The 15,919-nt window shown below is 49.4% G+C and carries 19 protein-coding genes; 1 reads left to right on the top strand and 18 read right to left on the bottom strand.

Annotation, left to right across the window (positions count from 1 at the left end):
- Positions 1 to 15: 15 nt before the first annotated feature.
- The 8 genes from PG862_RS10780 to PG862_RS10815 all read right to left on the bottom strand — a co-directional run bounded on the left by PG862_RS10780 (position 16) and on the right by PG862_RS10815 (position 5,476).
- Positions 16 to 1,359 (bottom strand): MATE family efflux transporter, encoded by a 1,344-nt coding sequence (locus tag PG862_RS10780; RefSeq protein WP_118469497.1) that lies wholly within the window; start codon positions 1,357 to 1,359, stop codon positions 16 to 18.
- Complete coding sequence (locus PG862_RS10785) at positions 1,349 to 1,801, bottom strand: MarR family winged helix-turn-helix transcriptional regulator (RefSeq protein WP_118492846.1); 453 nt, start codon at positions 1,799 to 1,801, stop codon at positions 1,349 to 1,351. The genes PG862_RS10780 and PG862_RS10785 overlap by 11 nt, the downstream gene beginning before the upstream one ends.
- A 391-nt stretch (positions 1,802 to 2,192) precedes the next feature.
- The gene (locus PG862_RS10790) at positions 2,193 to 2,738 is read right to left on the bottom strand and encodes a methylated-DNA--[protein]-cysteine S-methyltransferase (protein WP_117796692.1); all 546 of its coding nucleotides are present in this window, start codon (positions 2,736 to 2,738) and stop codon (positions 2,193 to 2,195) included.
- A 33-nt stretch (positions 2,739 to 2,771) separates the two neighbouring features.
- Complete coding sequence (locus PG862_RS10795; protein WP_242995798.1) at positions 2,772 to 3,014, bottom strand: nucleotidyltransferase substrate binding protein; 243 nt, start codon at positions 3,012 to 3,014, stop codon at positions 2,772 to 2,774.
- Positions 2,980 to 3,888, bottom strand: coding sequence for a radical SAM mobile pair protein B (locus PG862_RS10800; RefSeq protein ID WP_117796693.1), 909 nt, complete (start codon positions 3,886 to 3,888; stop codon positions 2,980 to 2,982). Before PG862_RS10800 ends, PG862_RS10795 begins: the two co-directional genes overlap by 35 nt.
- Positions 3,876 to 4,565: a radical SAM mobile pair protein A gene (locus PG862_RS10805; RefSeq protein WP_117796694.1), complete on the bottom strand. Its 690-nt coding sequence runs from the start codon at positions 4,563 to 4,565 to the stop codon at positions 3,876 to 3,878. Before PG862_RS10805 ends, PG862_RS10800 begins: the two co-directional genes overlap by 13 nt.
- Positions 4,562 to 4,999, bottom strand: coding sequence for a radical SAM mobile pair system MarR family transcriptional regulator (locus tag PG862_RS10810; protein WP_117796695.1), 438 nt, complete (start codon positions 4,997 to 4,999; stop codon positions 4,562 to 4,564). The genes PG862_RS10805 and PG862_RS10810 overlap by 4 nt, the downstream gene beginning before the upstream one ends.
- A gap of 144 nt (positions 5,000 to 5,143) precedes the next feature.
- Positions 5,144 to 5,476, bottom strand: a complete 333-nt coding sequence (locus tag PG862_RS10815; RefSeq protein WP_008373705.1) for a winged helix-turn-helix transcriptional regulator — start codon at positions 5,474 to 5,476, stop codon at positions 5,144 to 5,146.
- A 140-nt stretch (positions 5,477 to 5,616) separates the two neighbouring features.
- Here PG862_RS10815 and PG862_RS10820 point away from each other — a divergent pair, with 140 nt between their 5' ends.
- Positions 5,617 to 5,970 (top strand): cupin domain-containing protein, encoded by a 354-nt coding sequence (locus tag PG862_RS10820; protein ID WP_270707376.1) that lies wholly within the window; start codon positions 5,617 to 5,619, stop codon positions 5,968 to 5,970.
- A gap of 110 nt (positions 5,971 to 6,080) precedes the next feature.
- On the opposite strand, the gene PG862_RS10825 is transcribed toward PG862_RS10820, so the two are convergent.
- From PG862_RS10825 to PG862_RS10870, 10 genes are all read right to left on the bottom strand, one after another.
- Positions 6,081 to 6,404, bottom strand: coding sequence for a hypothetical protein (locus tag PG862_RS10825; RefSeq protein ID WP_004613237.1), 324 nt, complete (start codon positions 6,402 to 6,404; stop codon positions 6,081 to 6,083).
- A gap of 307 nt (positions 6,405 to 6,711) precedes the next feature.
- The gene (locus tag PG862_RS10830) at positions 6,712 to 7,410 is read right to left on the bottom strand and encodes a DUF5714 domain-containing protein (protein WP_107001868.1); all 699 of its coding nucleotides are present in this window, start codon (positions 7,408 to 7,410) and stop codon (positions 6,712 to 6,714) included.
- Positions 7,411 to 7,432: 22 nt separating this feature from the next.
- Positions 7,433 to 8,287 carry an ATP-dependent sacrificial sulfur transferase LarE gene (larE, locus tag PG862_RS10835; RefSeq protein WP_270707377.1) on the bottom strand — a complete coding sequence of 285 codons (855 nt, stop codon included), beginning with the start codon at positions 8,285 to 8,287 and terminating at the stop codon, positions 7,433 to 7,435.
- A gap of 67 nt (positions 8,288 to 8,354) precedes the next feature.
- The gene (gene larC, locus PG862_RS10840; protein ID WP_270707378.1) at positions 8,355 to 9,719 is read right to left on the bottom strand and encodes a nickel pincer cofactor biosynthesis protein LarC; all 1,365 of its coding nucleotides are present in this window, start codon (positions 9,717 to 9,719) and stop codon (positions 8,355 to 8,357) included.
- A gap of 103 nt (positions 9,720 to 9,822) precedes the next feature.
- On the bottom strand, positions 9,823 to 10,596 hold the full coding sequence (gene larB, locus PG862_RS10845) for a nickel pincer cofactor biosynthesis protein LarB (protein ID WP_270707379.1): 774 nt from the start codon (positions 10,594 to 10,596) through the stop codon (positions 9,823 to 9,825).
- Between the two features lie 134 nt (positions 10,597 to 10,730).
- Positions 10,731 to 11,360, bottom strand: a complete 630-nt coding sequence (locus PG862_RS10850) for an ABC transporter ATP-binding protein (RefSeq protein ID WP_118638494.1) — start codon at positions 11,358 to 11,360, stop codon at positions 10,731 to 10,733.
- A 1-nt stretch (position 11,361) separates the two neighbouring features.
- The gene (locus PG862_RS10855) at positions 11,362 to 12,201 is read right to left on the bottom strand and encodes an ABC transporter ATP-binding protein (RefSeq protein WP_270707380.1); all 840 of its coding nucleotides are present in this window, start codon (positions 12,199 to 12,201) and stop codon (positions 11,362 to 11,364) included.
- Between the two features lie 90 nt (positions 12,202 to 12,291).
- Entirely contained in the window at positions 12,292 to 13,101 is an 810-nt protein-coding gene (locus tag PG862_RS10860) for an ABC transporter permease (protein ID WP_270707381.1), read from the bottom strand.
- A complete protein-coding gene (locus tag PG862_RS10865; RefSeq protein WP_333563209.1) occupies positions 13,098 to 14,084 on the bottom strand; it encodes an ABC transporter permease in 987 nt (328 codons plus the stop codon). Before PG862_RS10865 ends, PG862_RS10860 begins: the two co-directional genes overlap by 4 nt.
- The gene (locus PG862_RS10870; protein WP_333563210.1) at positions 14,077 to 15,741 is read right to left on the bottom strand and encodes an ABC transporter substrate-binding protein; all 1,665 of its coding nucleotides are present in this window, start codon (positions 15,739 to 15,741) and stop codon (positions 14,077 to 14,079) included. The genes PG862_RS10865 and PG862_RS10870 overlap by 8 nt, the downstream gene beginning before the upstream one ends.
- Positions 15,742 to 15,919: the final 178 nt, after the last annotated feature.

The following is a 15,919-nucleotide window of genomic DNA, read 5'->3' on the forward strand; positions in this document are numbered from 1 at the left end:
TTTTTACGTGCTTTCTCATGCTGCTCCTTTATCAAAGTCTCTTTTGATTTCCTTGTAATAAAGCACGATTCCCGTGACACCGACCAGCACTTCCGAGATCGGAAATGCAAACCAGGTAAAGCGCAGGTCAATCAGCGACAGCAGCCAGAAAATCGGAATCAGGCAGCAGATCTGGCGCATCACGGACAAAAAGAGACTGATCTTTCCATTTCCGATCGCCTGGAAGAAGACCGGGGTCATCAGTGAAAATACCGCCGGAATAAAACTTGCCCCGATGATAGGGAATGCATTTTTTCCGATCGCGATGACCTCACTGCTCTTTGAAAAAACCTGGAGCAGCTGCACCGGAAAGAAAACGAAGCAGATCACACCGACCAGCATAAACACACAGGAAAATCCATAGCTGTCCCGCATAATTTCCCGGCATCTCGCATAGCTCTTGGTTGCATAGTTAAAGCTGAGCACCGGAACGATACACGTCTGCAAGCCCATCAGCGGGATAAAGAAAAACGTCTGCATTTTATAATAAAGCCCCAGCACCGTCACTGCCGAATCTGAAAATCCGGCAAGGATCGCATTTAAGATCACGATATAAACTGTAAATAATGCCTGCATAATAATCGACGCGTAGCCAAACCAGTAGATCTGCTTGATATAGAGCGGCATTTTTGTGCGCTCTGGCAATCTGCCAACCCCGCCAAACGATGTGATGACCGCAGCTGCCACCTGTCCGCAGACAGTCGCATAGGCAGCACCCGCGACTCCCAGCTCCGGCACCGGACCGAGTCCGAAAATCAGGATCGGGTCAAGCACGATATTCGTCAGCGCCCCCACGGTCTGGGCGACCATCGGACGGTGCATATTGCCCCGCGACTGATGGACCTTCGTCCAGTTTCCTTCCAGAAATGCCCCGATGCTGCCGATACAGACAATCTGTCCGTAGATAACAGCACTCTCGATCGCTTCCGGGGTATTCGCACTTGTCAGGACATACGGACGCATACAGAAGATCGAGAAAATGGCAAATATAAACCAGGTTCCAAGCGCCAGAAGCGTGCCTGTTCCCGCTGTTTCTTCCGCCTGTCCCGGCATTTTCTGTGCATACAGGCGCGCCATGTAGGTATTCACGCCCACACCGGTTCCCACCGCCAGCGCAATGATGATGAGCTGCAACGGATAAATGACCGAAAGCGCCGTCAGCGCCGATTCGGAATATTTTCCCACAAAAAAACTGTCCACAATGTTATACATCGCCTGAATCAGCTGCGCCAGCATAACCGGAGGTGCGATTTGCAGCAATATCTTCGGAATTTTCTCCGTCCGGAAAAATTCTGTATCCGTTCCCGCCTTACTCTTCATCGTCCGTCTCCTCCAGTGCCTCTTCCAGAATCTGGTCATACTCCATAAACAGTTCCGTCATTCTGCGGATCTTGTCCTCTCCCAGACGTTTCGCCGCCCGTTCTTCCATCCGGCTTAACGAATATAATAATTTTTCCGAATACCGTTCGCCCTCCGGCGTCAAAACAAGCGCCTTTTCCTTCCCGGTGCTCTTTTCCGGATCCGCTACAAGAATCCCGTCTTTTTTCATCTCTGAAATCACATGGTTCACCGTCTGCCGCGGAAGCAGATATGAATCACAGATCTGCTTTTGCGTACAGAATCCGAATTCGCGGATGGTGTAAAGCACCAGCATCCGGTTATAGCTCACATTGTTATTCTTTGCCCACATCGAGTATATACCACGGCAGCGGATGATCGCCTGGTTGACCTGATCGTAAAGTTTTTGTATTTTATATTCCATAACCTTCCCCATTCAATCCCATTTGGGACTGAAAGAAGTATACGACAGGATTTTGAAATTGTCAATCTTTACTCGCTCCGCGATATCAAACCGATATGTTACAATGTACGAATAGTGATTTCCATGGTTTTTTAACTAATAGGCACGCACAATCATCGTCTTCCAGGAGCGGTCCTGGCATTTGTATTCCATCTGGATTTCAGTAAATAACATCCCCGCCTGCCTGTGAAACTTCGTAATCTTTGAAATAAGAAAAATATTCTGATGAAAATATCCTATATCGTTATTATCAAATTTGTTTCTGTGGAAACAAGCCGATGGTATGCTTGTTTCCACAGAAACAGTAACGTCAATAAAAATTGATATCACATTAAAAATTACACCTAAATGACTAAAGCGCCGTTCCTTTCTTCGGCGCAAAAAAACGACTCATATCGGTATGTTCCAGCGTAAGCAGTTCCACTTTCTTATCAATTCCACCCGCATACCCGGTCAGGCTTCCATTCGTTCCTACTACGCGGTGACATGGAATGATGATGGAGACCTCATTATGCCCCACTGCACCGCCTACCGCCTGCGCGGACATATGGGACGCATTTTGCATCTTCGCCAGCTTTTTTGCAATCTCCCCATAGGTAGTCGTCTGTCCATACGGAATTTGCAATAAAATCTGCCACACCGCCTGTCGAAATGCGGAGCCAGTCGGATGCAGCGGCGGAATAAAGTCCGGTTCTTTGCCAGAAAAATAAATATCCAGCCATCTCTTTGCCTCGGTTAAAATCGGGGATTCCTGTGAAATAGCTCCGTCTGGAAGTGTATTTGCAAAATACTTCTGCCCCTCAAACCACAGACCCGTGAGTCCGATCGCGTCTGCCGCCAGCAGAATATCGCCTAACTTTGATTTATATGTACATGTATATACTGTTTTATCCTTCACCGCGGACTCCTCCCAGGGTTATCGACTGCTTTTTTACATCCAATCGCTTTCTGCTTCCTCCAGCTTCTTCACAAGTGTATCTTTAAGAACCGTAAAAGCCAGAATAAAGCTATCGCGTATCAGCAGAATCAACTCGTCTATTTCATCCTCATTATATATAACAGAGGTATTGCGTTTTTTTAACATGAGTAACCATATCTCAGCATCATTGATAAATCCGATCTTATAACCAAGCTGGAAGTTAGTGATTTCTTTTTCCGGTATTCTCTGTCCCACGGATTTCCTCATGATAGAAATAATCTACGATCACCGGATGTCCCTGCGGGACTCTTCCATAAGGCATTTCATTATCCACAAAGGCACAATCATACTTCTTAGCCATTTTCTCAGCTTTTACTTCAAGTGCTTCAAAGTAGCTGCGGTTATGCTTGTTATAGATCTCGTCGTAAAGTGGTACAAGATCAGGATATTTTCCGGCGATATAATCCATAATTGTCTTTTTGAAACCGCCTCGAAGATTGAGATTTTCGAGCCAGAACAGATCGCACTGATCCTTTACCCGCTCAAAGATTGCTTCAAAATCCGTGATACCGGGGAATACCGGGGATACGAAACAGACTGTACGGATACCGGCTTCATATACCTGCTTCATAGCAGAGATACGGCGCTCAATGCTCGAAGCAGAGTCCATATCGTTCTTGAAATTTTCATCTAGTGTGTTGATCGACCATGAAACGGTTACACGTCCAAGCTTCTTCAGCAGATCAATATCCCGTACCACAAGATCCGACTTTGTGCAGATCAGAATATCTGCGTCACTGCCGATTAACTGCTCCAGAAGTTTTCTGGTATTCCCGAATTGCTCCTCCTGTGGATTGTAGCCATCCGTCACAGAACCGATGACCACACGCTGCCCGGCATATTTCTTCGGATTTTTAATTTCCGGCCAATGCTTCACATCAAGGAAAGTGCCCCATTCCTCCTTGTGCCCGGTAAAGCGCTTCATAAAAGAAGCATAGCAATACTTGCAGGCATGTGTACAGCCCACATAGGGATTGACCGAGTAACCGCCTACCGGCAGACTAGACTTAGTCATGATGTTCTTTGTTTCCACCTCACGAATGAGGATTCCATTTATTACTTCTTCCATGATTTCTGTACCTCTAACACTTTATTAAATTCTTCCGGCATTTCCTGAATCATATTTTCATCCCCTATGATAGGGACAAGGTCTTCCTTCATAAACACCGGAATGCCGAGCTTATGTGCCTGGTCCGCCAGAGACCATGCCCATTCCGGCTCCGTATGAATCTTCCTGCTCTGAGCCCCGGTCATAGTGCCGACAACGATCCAATTGATTCCGAAAAGGTCAACTGTGCCGGGATCGTCGAATAACGGTTCAAAGGTAACATGGTAATGTTTTGCTCTGACGTTTTTCCGAAGGGCGTCGATACGCCACAGTTCTGCTTTCCTCGTCACCGTAACGCCAAACCATGCGTTTTCCAGATCGGTATCAAAATCCAGCAAATCAGGTCGCTTGGTAAGGAACAGGAACTGATGCTGTGGATTTTCACGGATCTTTGCAAATACCTCGTCTCTCCATTCCGGCTTCCATCCGGAGAGATCGCTCATCCCGGTAAGAAGAAAGTTCTGCGGACGTTTCTTTTCCATCATCTTGAGCTTACTCGGAAAGAATTCAGGGTCAGCGAAGTCATCAATCATATGCCAGCGTTTCACGTTGTTGCGGGCATAGCAATATGTACACCCCACTGTGCAGCCGATGACGATATTCATGTTCTGAATCTGATCTTTGATACAAATACTCATGACTTCTGCCACTCCTCAAGATTCTTTCTGATGCGGTCGAGGCATTCCTCAAACCGGGTAATTTCTTCCTCTGAAAAACCTTTGTAGTAAATACTGCCCATCTCATCAGATACAGAATCGTACTCGCCCTTTAAGGCATGTGCTTTCTCAGTCAGAAACAGGAGTGTTTTCCTTTTGTCCGTTTCAGACTGAACACGGCTTATCAGCCCTTGATTTTCCATTCTTTCCAGCATCGTAGTAAGAGATGTTATCGCTAATCCGCATTTAATCGAGAGTGACCTGATTGAGATACCATCCTCCTGCCACAGCACATAAAGAATACGTCCCTGGGCTCCATTAAACGCATCGATATTTTTTTCGCTGAGAATCTTCTCAAAAATCCGGTCACCAAGCTGTTTTATTTTGGTGACAAGAAATCCGCCATTTGTTTTCATGCAAAAACTCCTATATAGTAGTTTATTAAAAACATACTATATAGGAGTTTTATTGTCAAGAGTTTATATGTCTTAATAGGTAAATTCCGTTTTTTTCAATTCTTCAAACTGGAATTGTTCAAGCTTTTTCAAATACTAACGTCCTTAATTCTGTTCAATAATTGATTTATAGTAGTTACCAAAGTCAGCAAGTGAATTAACAATTGGAAGCATTTTTGTTCCGAGTTCCGTTAAGCCGTATTCAACTCTCGGTGGCTGCTCATGGTAATCGTGGCGATATGCCAGCCCATCACTCATCATTTGTCTTAAACTATCTGTCAAAACCTTTTGTGAAATACCATCTATACTTCGTTGTAGCTCATTGAATCTCCATGGACGCTCTTTTAAGTTACGCAAAATCAGCAGTTTCCATTTTCCTCCGATAAGAGATACTGCTGTTGCAACTGGGCATTCCGGTAATTCTTCTTTTGCTCGCATAATTCTCACCTCCGAGTCTATTGTAACACATTCATTTTTGAGTGTACAGTTACAAAAAGGTGCGTACTTGTTTTTGTATGTGTCTCACACTATACTAATACCAAGCAACCAGAAACTACAAATTAACTATGGAGGTTATTATGGCAAATTACACAAAAACAACTATTGGAAAGGAAAACCGAATTGAGCTGCATGAAAAGTTGTCTTTAACAGGTGCAGAAATCAGTTTAAACGAACTACCTGCAGGAGCAAATGTCCCATTTGTTCATTCTCATAAAGAAAATGAAGAAATCTATGGAATTCTTTCAGGTAACGGCAAAGCCATAATTGATGGAGAAGAAATCAGTCTTTCAACTGGAGACTGGCTAAAAATCGCATCTACTGCAAAGCGTCAGTTTTTTGCATCCGATATTTCTGGAATTACTTATATCTGCATTCAGGTAAAAGAAAATTCTCTGGAACATTTTACAGCAGAGGATGCCGTAATCGGCTAATTAAAAGTATTTATTTACAGAAATGCACAGTTCCCGATATGCTAAGAACTGTGCATTCTTTTTCTTCAATTTTACGATTTCTCAATTTTTCAAACTTGAATTTGACTTGCCTATTTTCTTAAAATCTCATGTGGAGCTTCTATTTCATTTGCCAAGGTATGCTCTGTTAATTCTGACATCAATTTCAATTTTTTATTAATCAATGGTCGCATACAATTAGGAACATGTTCCTGATGCGCTCTGTGGATTGCTACACATTCCTTACAGTTTCCGTGATAACGACAGGCTTTCAGGCAAGGACAGTGATCTTTGTCTTTATACTCCTTACGAAATTCCGCTGCAAATTCTTCTTGCAGTCTCAACCCCTCGACACGGTTTCCCTTATGAAATTCTACCATTGCATCCAGTTCTTTCTGGTTCCCTTCAATCTTCATGTTATTATAGCGCCTCCATTTTCAACTATTCCTCATTTTCTGATAAATCCCGATTGTTCTAATCTTTTTTACGCCCACCTTCTTGCCCTTCGGACAAGAAGTATCCCTCGCTCAAAGAGCTCGGTCAATTCCGATTTTTCCACGTAAAAAAGGATGTGCCTTTTTGTGTAATAGGGAATTCCAGGGAATTTCCTATTACACGAGAAATTGCTCTCTCATCACAGTTCACACATTATGTAAACTGCAATCTCATCCCGCACAATCTAATTATATCGCAACTTTATTATCTCCGTTTATCCATTTATAGTCAAATACTATCATCAAATCGCCAAAATGGACAGCGCTTGCCAATACACTGATTGTTCTGAGCATAATGCGTACAATGGACTTCTGTGCATTCCATTTCGATTCCAAAATGCGTTTTTACAAAATCAACCGCCGCCAGAATCGCCAGATAAGAATCTCTTTTACAACACCTCGGACCGCCGGTGTGCGAAATCGCTTCCAGTGCTTTTGATGTCATCTGATTCGAAAGTCCCCAGGATTCCTCCGTCAGTGGCGTCGCCCCAGACAAGATAGATACAAACATACCTGCGCTGATTCCCGCTCCGCAGGCACCCCAGAATCCGCAGGTTCCTCCTGGAACGGCTTTTCCACGGTTCAGCATTTCCATCACAGATTCCCGCAGATTAATAGCACCTCCCGCATTTTTATATGCAGTAAGCAGCGCCGCTCCCACCATGACATGATGCTCCGGTCCATGCATATGGCAAAACGGTGCATCCATCATCTTCCGGACAATCTCGATCGGATTTCTGGATGTTTCGTCTATACACAGGGAAAGAATGGTGTCCAGTCCCTTCGTATGACAATCATTACAAACATAATGCCCGTTCTGGCATCTGGTCTTGCTCAATTCTTTTTTATGACATAATTCGCACTCCATCCATTCATCCTGTTCCAGATAAATAAGAGGTGCTTTACAGACAATACATTCTTCTTGCATGGGATTTCCATCTCCTTCACATTCATTTCCCGGCCAGCGCGTTGAGTTTCTGCACTATATCCATACTTCCCGACCGGAAACCTTCCAGATCGAGTGTAATGTACAGAAAACCCATTTCTTTTAATGTCCTGCAGATCGTCTCCCGCTCGGCAATCGCTTTTTCAAATTTATCCGCATCCACCTCGATCCGGACAATATCGCCATGCAGGCGCAGGCGCACATTTCCGCCAAACACGCTTCGAAGATAATCTTCGCCTTTCTCAATCCGCTTCAAAACTTCCATGTCAAAGGAAGTTCCATATGGAAGGCGGGTCGCCATACATGGCATGGACGGACGGGATGCAACGGAAATTCCTAAGTCAGCTGCAAATGCCTTGACATCCTTTTTCTCCAGTCCGCACTGTGCAAGTGGACTGACGACACCCAGCTCACGGAGTGCCTGGATACCTGGGCGGTACACATGCAGGTCGCTCTCATTGGTTCCGTCCATCACGCACGGAATCCCCTCTTCTTTTGCAAAATCCAGAAGTGTCGCGAACAGGTGGTGTTTGCAGATATAACAGCGGTTGACCGGATTCGTCCGGATGGCTTCCAGCTCCATCTCATTGATCTGGATAATTTTATGGATCGCGCCCAGCTCCTTTGCCACCCGCTCCGCGATCTCCAGATCACAGGCTGGGTGCAGCATGGTGTGAAATGTCACGGCATAAACCGGCATTCCCGTCTTCTTCGCCGTATCACACGCCAGCTTGAGAATCAGGCTGCTGTCCACACCGCCCGAAAAGGCGACACAGACCGGTGCTTTCGCTTTTTCTGCCATGAACTGTTTTAAAGCTTCTCTTTTTTCTGTCTCTGATATCATTGGTTTATTTTCCATGGTTCTTGATTCTCCTCTTAATTATCTAACGAGAATGCACTGTGCCGTTTTTCAATCTCAAAAGTGCCTACTGTAAACTAATACTTCCGTCTTCCATTACTCCGTGGAATACTTCCATGAAGCGCTTCCCTGTCTCCCGGCAGATCGCGCGCACGCTCTCATACTCCGGATAGCACGTATCCACGCCGCCGCGCGTGCAGATTTTTACCTTTGCTGCCCCGTAACGGGTCTGGATCTCCTTTACTTCCCGTGGCAGTATCGTCCTCTCTACTGGATAACGGCGCACACCAATCGTGGTCGTACAGGAGAATACAAGCTGTTCTAATTCTTCTCGTTTTTCTGCCGTTGTCAGTACATGAAGCACATACGCCGGACGGTTTTTCTTCATATATGCCGGTGTGTACCACACATCTCTGGCGCCCGCTTCCAGAAGCACCTCCATCGCATATCCCAGCGCCTCGCCGGTGCAGTCGTCCAGGTTTGCCTCCATGACCCACATGGAGCTCTCGTCGTGACCGTCTTTTCCAGTTTCTACTTCCACCGTTTTATCCGTCAGAAGCATCGCCCGCAGGATATTCGCGTGCGCGAAATCCTTATTTCCGGCGCCGATACCGATCTTTTCGATCTGGTACTTCTTCGGAAGCGCCGCTTCTGTCCGGAATGCCGCCGCGATCGCCGCGCCGGTCGGCGTTACCATCTCTCCTTCGACATCCCGAAGCGTCAGTTCCAAGCCCTGTGCCGCTGCGATATTTGCCGTCGCCGGAACCGGAACCGGCATTAAACCGTGCTGGCAGCGTGCGAATCCATGACCTTCGGAAAGCGGCGATATCACCACGCGGTGGATTCCCAGATCCTCCAGGCAGAATGCCGCACTGATAACATCCACAATCGAGTCAATTGCACCGACTTCATGGAAATGAACCTCGCTGACCGGGATTCCGTGTGCTTTCGACTCTGCCCCCGCCACAATCTCAAACATCCGGCGCGCCAGGTTTTTAACGCGGTCAGATGCATCCAGACGATCGATGATCTCGAAAATGTCATGGATGTTGCGGTGGACGTGAGGATGCATATGATCGTGGGTGTGAGCGTGATCACGGCTGTGCTCATGGTCGTGAGTGTGTTCATGATTGTGATGATGCTCATGGTCGTGCTCATCATGGCTATGTTCGTGCTCATGACCATGTTCGTGATCGTGATGATGTTCGTGGTCGTGATGATGCTCTTCTTCCTCTAAATGTACATCGAAATCATACGCATCGATTCCACATTTCTTCGTCCGCCCAAAATGCAGATGATACCCGGACACGCCCAAACTTTCCAGTGCCTGTACCAGTTTTTCCCGGCTTGCTCCAAGATCTAACAATGCGCCGACCGTCATATCTCCGCTGATTCCAGACGCACAATCCAGATATAAGATTTTCTCATCCATTTTTTACTTCTCCTTCCAGTCTTCTCTCTTTTGATACATTCCCGCTTTTCCGCTCTCATGCATCTATTGTCCTGTTTATTTCCACAATAACACAAACTTTCTATCACTCTGCCGTCTTCTTCGGCTCCCGCACCGCCAGGCGGTTGATCTGCGCCGCCAGATAGGCTGCGCCGTAGCCGTTATCGATATTTACAACCGAAATACCATTCGCACAGGAATTGATCATCGTGATCAACGCCGACAGTCCATGAAAACTTGCACCATAGCCGACCGAAGTCGGAACTGCAATGACCGGATTTTCCACCAGTCCGGCGACCACCGTGCCAAGTGCGCCTTCCATTCCCGCCGCCGCGATCACACAATTCGCCTGCGCGATCGCCTCGCGTTTAGATAAAAGGCGGTGGATCCCCGCTACCCCTACATCGTAGTAGCGTTCCACATGGCAGCCGAAAAATTCTGCCGTTTTGGCAGCTTCCTCCGCCACCGGAATATCTGCGGTTCCGCCCGTGCAGACCGCTACCAGTCCTTCCAGCTTCTGCGGCGTTTCCGATGGTTTTCTTGCCTGCAAAATTCTTGAAACCGGATCGTACTCTATCTCCGGAATGCGCGCCCGCACTAAATTCCACTGTTCCGGCGTCGCCCGTGTTCCGAGCACTTCCCCATTTTCCCGGTACAGCATCTCGAAAATATCCGCCAGATAGGCATCCGGCTTCCCTTGGCAGAACACCGTCTCCGGGAACCCCGAACGCAATTTCCGGTGCAGATCCAGCTTCGCATACCCTAAATCTTCGTAAGGAAGATTCTTGAGCACATTCTCCGCTTCCTCAATACTTGTATCCCCCCGTTTTACCTCTTCCAACAGCTTCCGAACATCCATTTTTCCTCCTCCTTACCAAATCCCGAATTATTAATCTCTTACTATCGCCCATCTTCTTGTCCTTTGGACAAGAAGCATCCCTCGCTCTTATGAGCTCGGTCAATCCCGATTTTCTCTGTCAATATGTGAACTGGCTAAACTGCTGCCATCTTTTCCTGCAATGCCTTTAAATCAATCCGCCGCGTGCAAATCCGCTTCAAAAGAGATTCCGAATGGCTCACAATCACCATTCCCAGCTCCCGCTCCTTTGCCTCCTGCAAAAGCGCCTGCCAGATCTGGCTCTGGGTCACTGCGTCAAACATCGCGGTGATCTCATCCGCCAGCAGATACCGCGGATTTGCCGCCAGCGCTCTGGCAATACAAAACCGCTGCAGTTCGCCTCCGGAAAGCTCCGATGGGAACCGATCCAGCCATTCTTCCCGGATGCCAAGCCGTCCCCGGCTCTCCTCATCCACCTGACCGCCCTCACTGAGAACCTGGCGCATCCGCCAGCGCGGGTTGACCGCCTGCTCCGGGTGCTGCCAGATTAACTGCACCGGCATACAGCCCCGGATATTCTCAATCGGTATGCCGTCAATCTCTACCGTTCCCGCCTCCGGTCTCTCATATCCCGCCAGCAGGCGACACAGCGTCGTTTTTCCATATCCGCTCGGCGCCACCAGCCCCACGCGCTCTCCCGGCTCAATTTTCAGGGAAATACGCGTCAGCACGTGGCGCCCGCCATTTTCATATGAAAAAGATAGGTTTTCCACCTTTAGTGACATCTCATTCTCCTCCAAAAAATTCATGTTCCGGCAGTGCCCGGTAGAGCGCCTGCGTGTATGGCTCTTTCAGATTCCGTCCCTCCCGGAAGTTCTCCGGCTTTACTTCCTCCAGAATCGTCCCGTCATAAAACACCAGAATCCGGTCCGCCATCTCAATCGCCAGTTCCAGATCATGAGTAATCAAAAGCACCGCTGCCCCGTCCTGTGCCATCTCTTTTAAATGACGGATCACATGGCGCGCGGTCATCGCCTCCAGCCCCGGTGTCGGTTCATCCGCCACAATCAGCCTCGGCTCCTGCATCAGTGCCGCTGCCATCAGGACGCGCCGCGCCATGCCGCCCGACAGCTCAAATGGATAACATTTTTCCACTGATTCATCCAGCCCGTACCGCTTCAAAAGCTGGCGGCATTTTGCCCGCGTCGCTTCATCTTTTCTGCCGCCGCAGATCTGATCCCCGACCCGCATCAACGGATCGAGGTAGGAAACCCCCTGCGGAATCAGGGAAATCCCATTGCCCCGCAGCCCGGCAAGCCGCGTCTCATCCAGAACCTCTCCCTGATAGGAAATTTTTCCTTCCATCCGGCAGTTGTACGGCAAGATCCCCAGAATCGCGTGCGCCAGCAGGCTTTTTCCCGAACCACTCGCCCCGACCACCGCCGTCAGCTCCCCACTGAAAAGTTTGCAGGAAAGGTCGCGGAGCGGATGGAGTTCGCGCCGTCTAAGCCCACGCGCGTACTGCGTAAAATATAAGTTTAGATTTTGAATTTTCAATATCGTCTTTTCCATGGAATCACGATTTTCACGCAATCTCCGTTCTTTGAGAACGTCTGTCTGTTCCAAATCTGATAGCCGCATCGTTTTTGATTGTTTCTGTCTTAATCGCATCATTTTATCAAAATATATGTTTTTCTGCCTCATTCCCAGCATCCTCTACTCATGCACGCTCCCCGGATCCATCAGCCGCCCCAGGCTCTGCCCGATCGCCTGAAATCCCAGCGTTACCAGCACCAGTGCCGCGCCCGGAAAGAGCGCCAGCCACCATTTTCCGGTAATCAGGTACGACATACTCTCGGATAAAATAACACCGATCGCCGGTTGCTCGGAGGAAAGGCCGAAGCCCAGAAAGGTCACGCCCGCCTCATGAAGAATCGCATGGGGAAAGAGAAGAATTAACCCGGTTACAAATTGCCGCGATACCTGCGGTACTATGTGGTTCCAGGCAATCCACCAGGGCTTTTTCCCCAGTTTTTCGGAGATCCGCACATACGGACTGTCCCGGATCTGTAAGATTTCCGCCCGCAAAAGCCTCGCCAGGGACGCCCAGTGCGTCAGGGCAATCCCGGCTGCTACACCCCGGAATCCCTTTCCCAGACTGTAGGAAATCAGGATCAGGAGAAGCATGTGCGGGATTCCCATTACCAGATTAATCAGCCCGCATACCAATGAATCCATCAGGCCCCCGCCAAGCGACGCCAGCAATGCAAGCGCCAATGCCACCGCGGCGCTGATCGCCGCGGTCAGAAGCCCCAGCCGGATGCTTAAAGAAAGCCCCGCAACCGTCCGTTTCAGCATATCCCGCCCCATCCAGTCGGTTCCAAACAGCCCGCCGGTTCCCGGAGGCAGGTTTTTTCTCGCAAAATCGACCTGCTGTGCGGCATCCTCCCAGACGATTCCAAGCACTGTCACCAGAATCAAGAAAAGGAGGGAAATTCCCAGCAGCCAGAGTGTTTTCTTTCTCATGCCCTACCTCCTTTCCTAAGTCTCGGATCGACCAGCCGGTACAGCCCATCCGCCGCTGCATTTCCTGCAAATACAAGCACGGCACTGATGAGTGTAATTCCCAGCAGAAGCGGGATATCGCTTCCCAGCCCCGCCGTGACCGCCGCCTGTCCGAGTCCCGGATAGGAAAAGACCTGTTCCACCAGCACCGAACCGCCGAAAATCTCGCTGATCGAGCCAAATTGCAGCGTAATTACCGGGAGAAGCAGGTTGCGGAGTCCATGCCGGAAAATCAGCCGCCAGCCGCTCTCGCCCCGCGCCCGCGCATAGAGTACGTAATCACTTTCCAGAATCTCAATCACTTTTTCGCGCGTGTGCATCGCAATCGAAGAAGTCCCTGTCAGTCCCAGCGTACACGCCGGCAGAAATGCGTGATACAGGCGATCCGCCAGGCTGACCTCGTCCGCCGCCATTCCCACCGGGACACTGAACCCGATTGGGAAGATGGGAAGCTGCACTGTAAAGAGAAGCAGCAGCACCAGCGCCAGCCAGAAGGACGGCGTTCCCGCGATCACGATGCAATAGCCCGTAATCAGGCGATCCACCCACTTGCCCCGTTTTGCCGCCGCTGCAATTCCTAAAAATATCCCCACGATTCCCGAAAACAGCCACGCAGACAGAAGGAGCCACACTGACGCAGACGCCTTTTCCGCGATCACCTCCAGCACCGGTCTGCGGTACAGAAGGGAAATGCCAAAATCACCATGACAGATGCCCGAAATCCAGCTAAAGAAGCGCTTCCAGACCGGCACACCAACGCCCCAGTACGCCTGCAGCTTCTCGATCTGCTCCGGCGCCATCGAGCCGAGCGCCGTCTGCCCGACATTCGTCTGCAGCGGATCGACCGGAGACATCGACACCAGCAGAAACGATACCAGACTGACTGCCAAAAGCAGCAGAATCAGGTGCAGCAGACTGCGCCCAAACCATTTCATCCTACTCATAGTACCACCGATCGACATTGTTGACGATGGACCAGCCGTGACCGTGCGGATGCACCTTCTGCTCTGCGACATGAAGCCCGTCTCTCACCCAGTACAGATGATCGACATTCACCAGCCAGATCCACGGAAGATCACCCTCGGCTGAAACACCCGTCTCGCCGTCCCACTGCGCCTTTTTCCACAATTCATACGAACTTTCCAGATCCGGTGCTGCCAAGGCCTCATCCATATAAGCGTCCACAGTCTCATTCGCATACGGCGAATATTCTGCCAGCCCCGTATCTGCCTTTGTATGGTAAATATTATAAAATTCCATCGGCGTGTGCGCGCCCCAGCCCCAAAGAAGCGGCTGCGACTGTGCTTCGTCATACGCAGTATCCCAGCCGGTGCCGCGGATCGATGCGTCAATTCCAATCTCTTTTAACTGCTGTGCCGTATCGGCTGCCAGCGCCTGACGCACCGAATCCCCGGTCGGATAGAGAAATTCCAGAATGGCTTTCACTCCATCCTTTTCGCGGATGCCGTCAGCATTTTTCTTCCATCCCGCCGCACCCAGCATCTCTTCCGCCTTCTCCACATCATAGGAAATGTTCTCCATTTCATCGTTGTACCACGGCATCTTGTCACAGACACTATATGCCGGGCTGCCGTAACCATTTAACACATGATCGATCATTTCCTGCCGGTCAATCGCCAGATTGATCGCCCGGCGCACCTGCACATCCGCGGTAAAATCATTGCCGATTTTTACGCCATCCTCCCGTACCGTCTCCGGCACTGCCGGGAGGTTAAATCCACGGTTGTCCACCGTCTCACAGTCCAAAAGACTGAATTCTGGAACCGACTGGTCTGCATAGGACGCCGCCGTGTACGCCACATCCACCTGCCCGGCGCGCACCGCCGCAAATGCCGCATCCTCTTCCATAAAGAGAATCGTGACCTGCCGCATCTTCGGCGCATCCCCATAATAATCCGGGTTGGCTTCCAGAATCACCTGCTGCCCCTTGTCCCACTGTTTCAGGATATATCGCCCGGAACCGATCGGATGTGTGCCGTAATCCGTTCCATATGCATGCTCCGGCACAATTCCCGTCACCGCCATCGTGTATGACCAGATAGCAAACGGGCGTTCCATCTCAAACACAACCGTCACATCATCGATCGCCTCCGCCTGTTTCAGCATTGAAAAATCGTTGACGGAACTCGTCTTTTTCAATGTGTTATAAGTGAATGCCACATCCTCCGCGGTCAGCGCCTCGCCATCCGTGAATTTCGCATCGTCGCGGATCGTCACCGTCCATGTCATTCCATCCTCGGAGGTCTCCACATCCGTCGCCAGATCATACCCGATACTCAAATCTGCTTCTGTCACCGTCAGGGTGCTCTGGATCAGCGGTTCATGCATATGCTCGCCCGCGCCCCAGCCATATGCCGGATCAAAGCCCGCCTCCGGCTCTGAAGTCGGCGGCATCGCGATAATAACGCTTGTTTGGGTATTTTCCGTCTGTTCTGCGCCGGAACCGCCTTTCTGCGCCTGATTTCCAGCGTTTCCGCATCCGGAAAGCATGACTGCCGCCGCTAAGGCAGTGACGCCAAGTGCCCTGGCTTCTCCGAACACCTTTCCAATGATTTTGCCTGTATTTTCTCGTTTTTTCATATTTTCTGTTGTACTCCTATATTTTTCTTTATGAAACAAAAGGATATCAGAAAAGTGCGGTCCCTGCTGAACCGCTGTACCTTCCTGGTATCCTTCTCCATTTTTCTTATTTATTTTATGTGCGGCTATTTAACTCGCTTCTCTGCCAACAGCATAGACACCTGATTCCTATTTTTTC

This window comes from Clostridium fessum (genome assembly GCF_027698965.1).
Classification (GTDB): Bacteria; Bacillota; Clostridia; order Lachnospirales; family Lachnospiraceae; genus Otoolea; species Otoolea fessa.

Coding starts and splice junctions, on each gene's coding strand:
- PG862_RS10805 (WP_117796694.1), bottom strand. CDS start 4,565: ATGAGTATTTGTATCAAAGATCAGATTCAGAACATGAATATCGTCATC.
- larB (WP_270707379.1), bottom strand. CDS start 10,596: ATGGATGTTCGGAAGCTGTTGGAAGAGGTAAAACGGGGGGATACAAGT.
- larC (WP_270707378.1), bottom strand. CDS start 9,719: ATGGATGAGAAAATCTTATATCTGGATTGTGCGTCTGGAATCAGCGGA.
- PG862_RS10830 (WP_107001868.1), bottom strand. CDS start 7,410: ATGCAAGAAGAATGTATTGTCTGTAAAGCACCTCTTATTTATCTGGAA.
- PG862_RS10810 (WP_117796695.1), bottom strand. CDS start 4,999: ATGAAAACAAATGGCGGATTTCTTGTCACCAAAATAAAACAGCTTGGT.
- PG862_RS10800 (WP_117796693.1), bottom strand. CDS start 3,888: ATGGAAGAAGTAATAAATGGAATCCTCATTCGTGAGGTGGAAACAAAG.
- PG862_RS10780 (WP_118469497.1), bottom strand. CDS start 1,359: ATGAAGAGTAAGGCGGGAACGGATACAGAATTTTTCCGGACGGAGAAA.
- PG862_RS10865 (WP_333563209.1), bottom strand. CDS start 14,084: ATGAGTAGGATGAAATGGTTTGGGCGCAGTCTGCTGCACCTGATTCTG.
- PG862_RS10860 (WP_270707381.1), bottom strand. CDS start 13,101: ATGAGAAAGAAAACACTCTGGCTGCTGGGAATTTCCCTCCTTTTCTTG.
- PG862_RS10820 (WP_270707376.1), top strand. CDS start 5,617: ATGGCAAATTACACAAAAACAACTATTGGAAAGGAAAACCGAATTGAG.
- PG862_RS10785 (WP_118492846.1), bottom strand. CDS start 1,801: ATGGAATATAAAATACAAAAACTTTACGATCAGGTCAACCAGGCGATC.
- PG862_RS10815 (WP_008373705.1), bottom strand. CDS start 5,476: ATGCGAGCAAAAGAAGAATTACCGGAATGCCCAGTTGCAACAGCAGTA.
- PG862_RS10825 (WP_004613237.1), bottom strand. CDS start 6,404: ATGAAGATTGAAGGGAACCAGAAAGAACTGGATGCAATGGTAGAATTT.
- larE (WP_270707377.1), bottom strand. CDS start 8,287: ATGGAAAATAAACCAATGATATCAGAGACAGAAAAAAGAGAAGCTTTA.
- PG862_RS10870 (WP_333563210.1), bottom strand. CDS start 15,741: ATGAAAAAACGAGAAAATACAGGCAAAATCATTGGAAAGGTGTTCGGA.
- PG862_RS10850 (WP_118638494.1), bottom strand. CDS start 11,360: ATGTCACTAAAGGTGGAAAACCTATCTTTTTCATATGAAAATGGCGGG.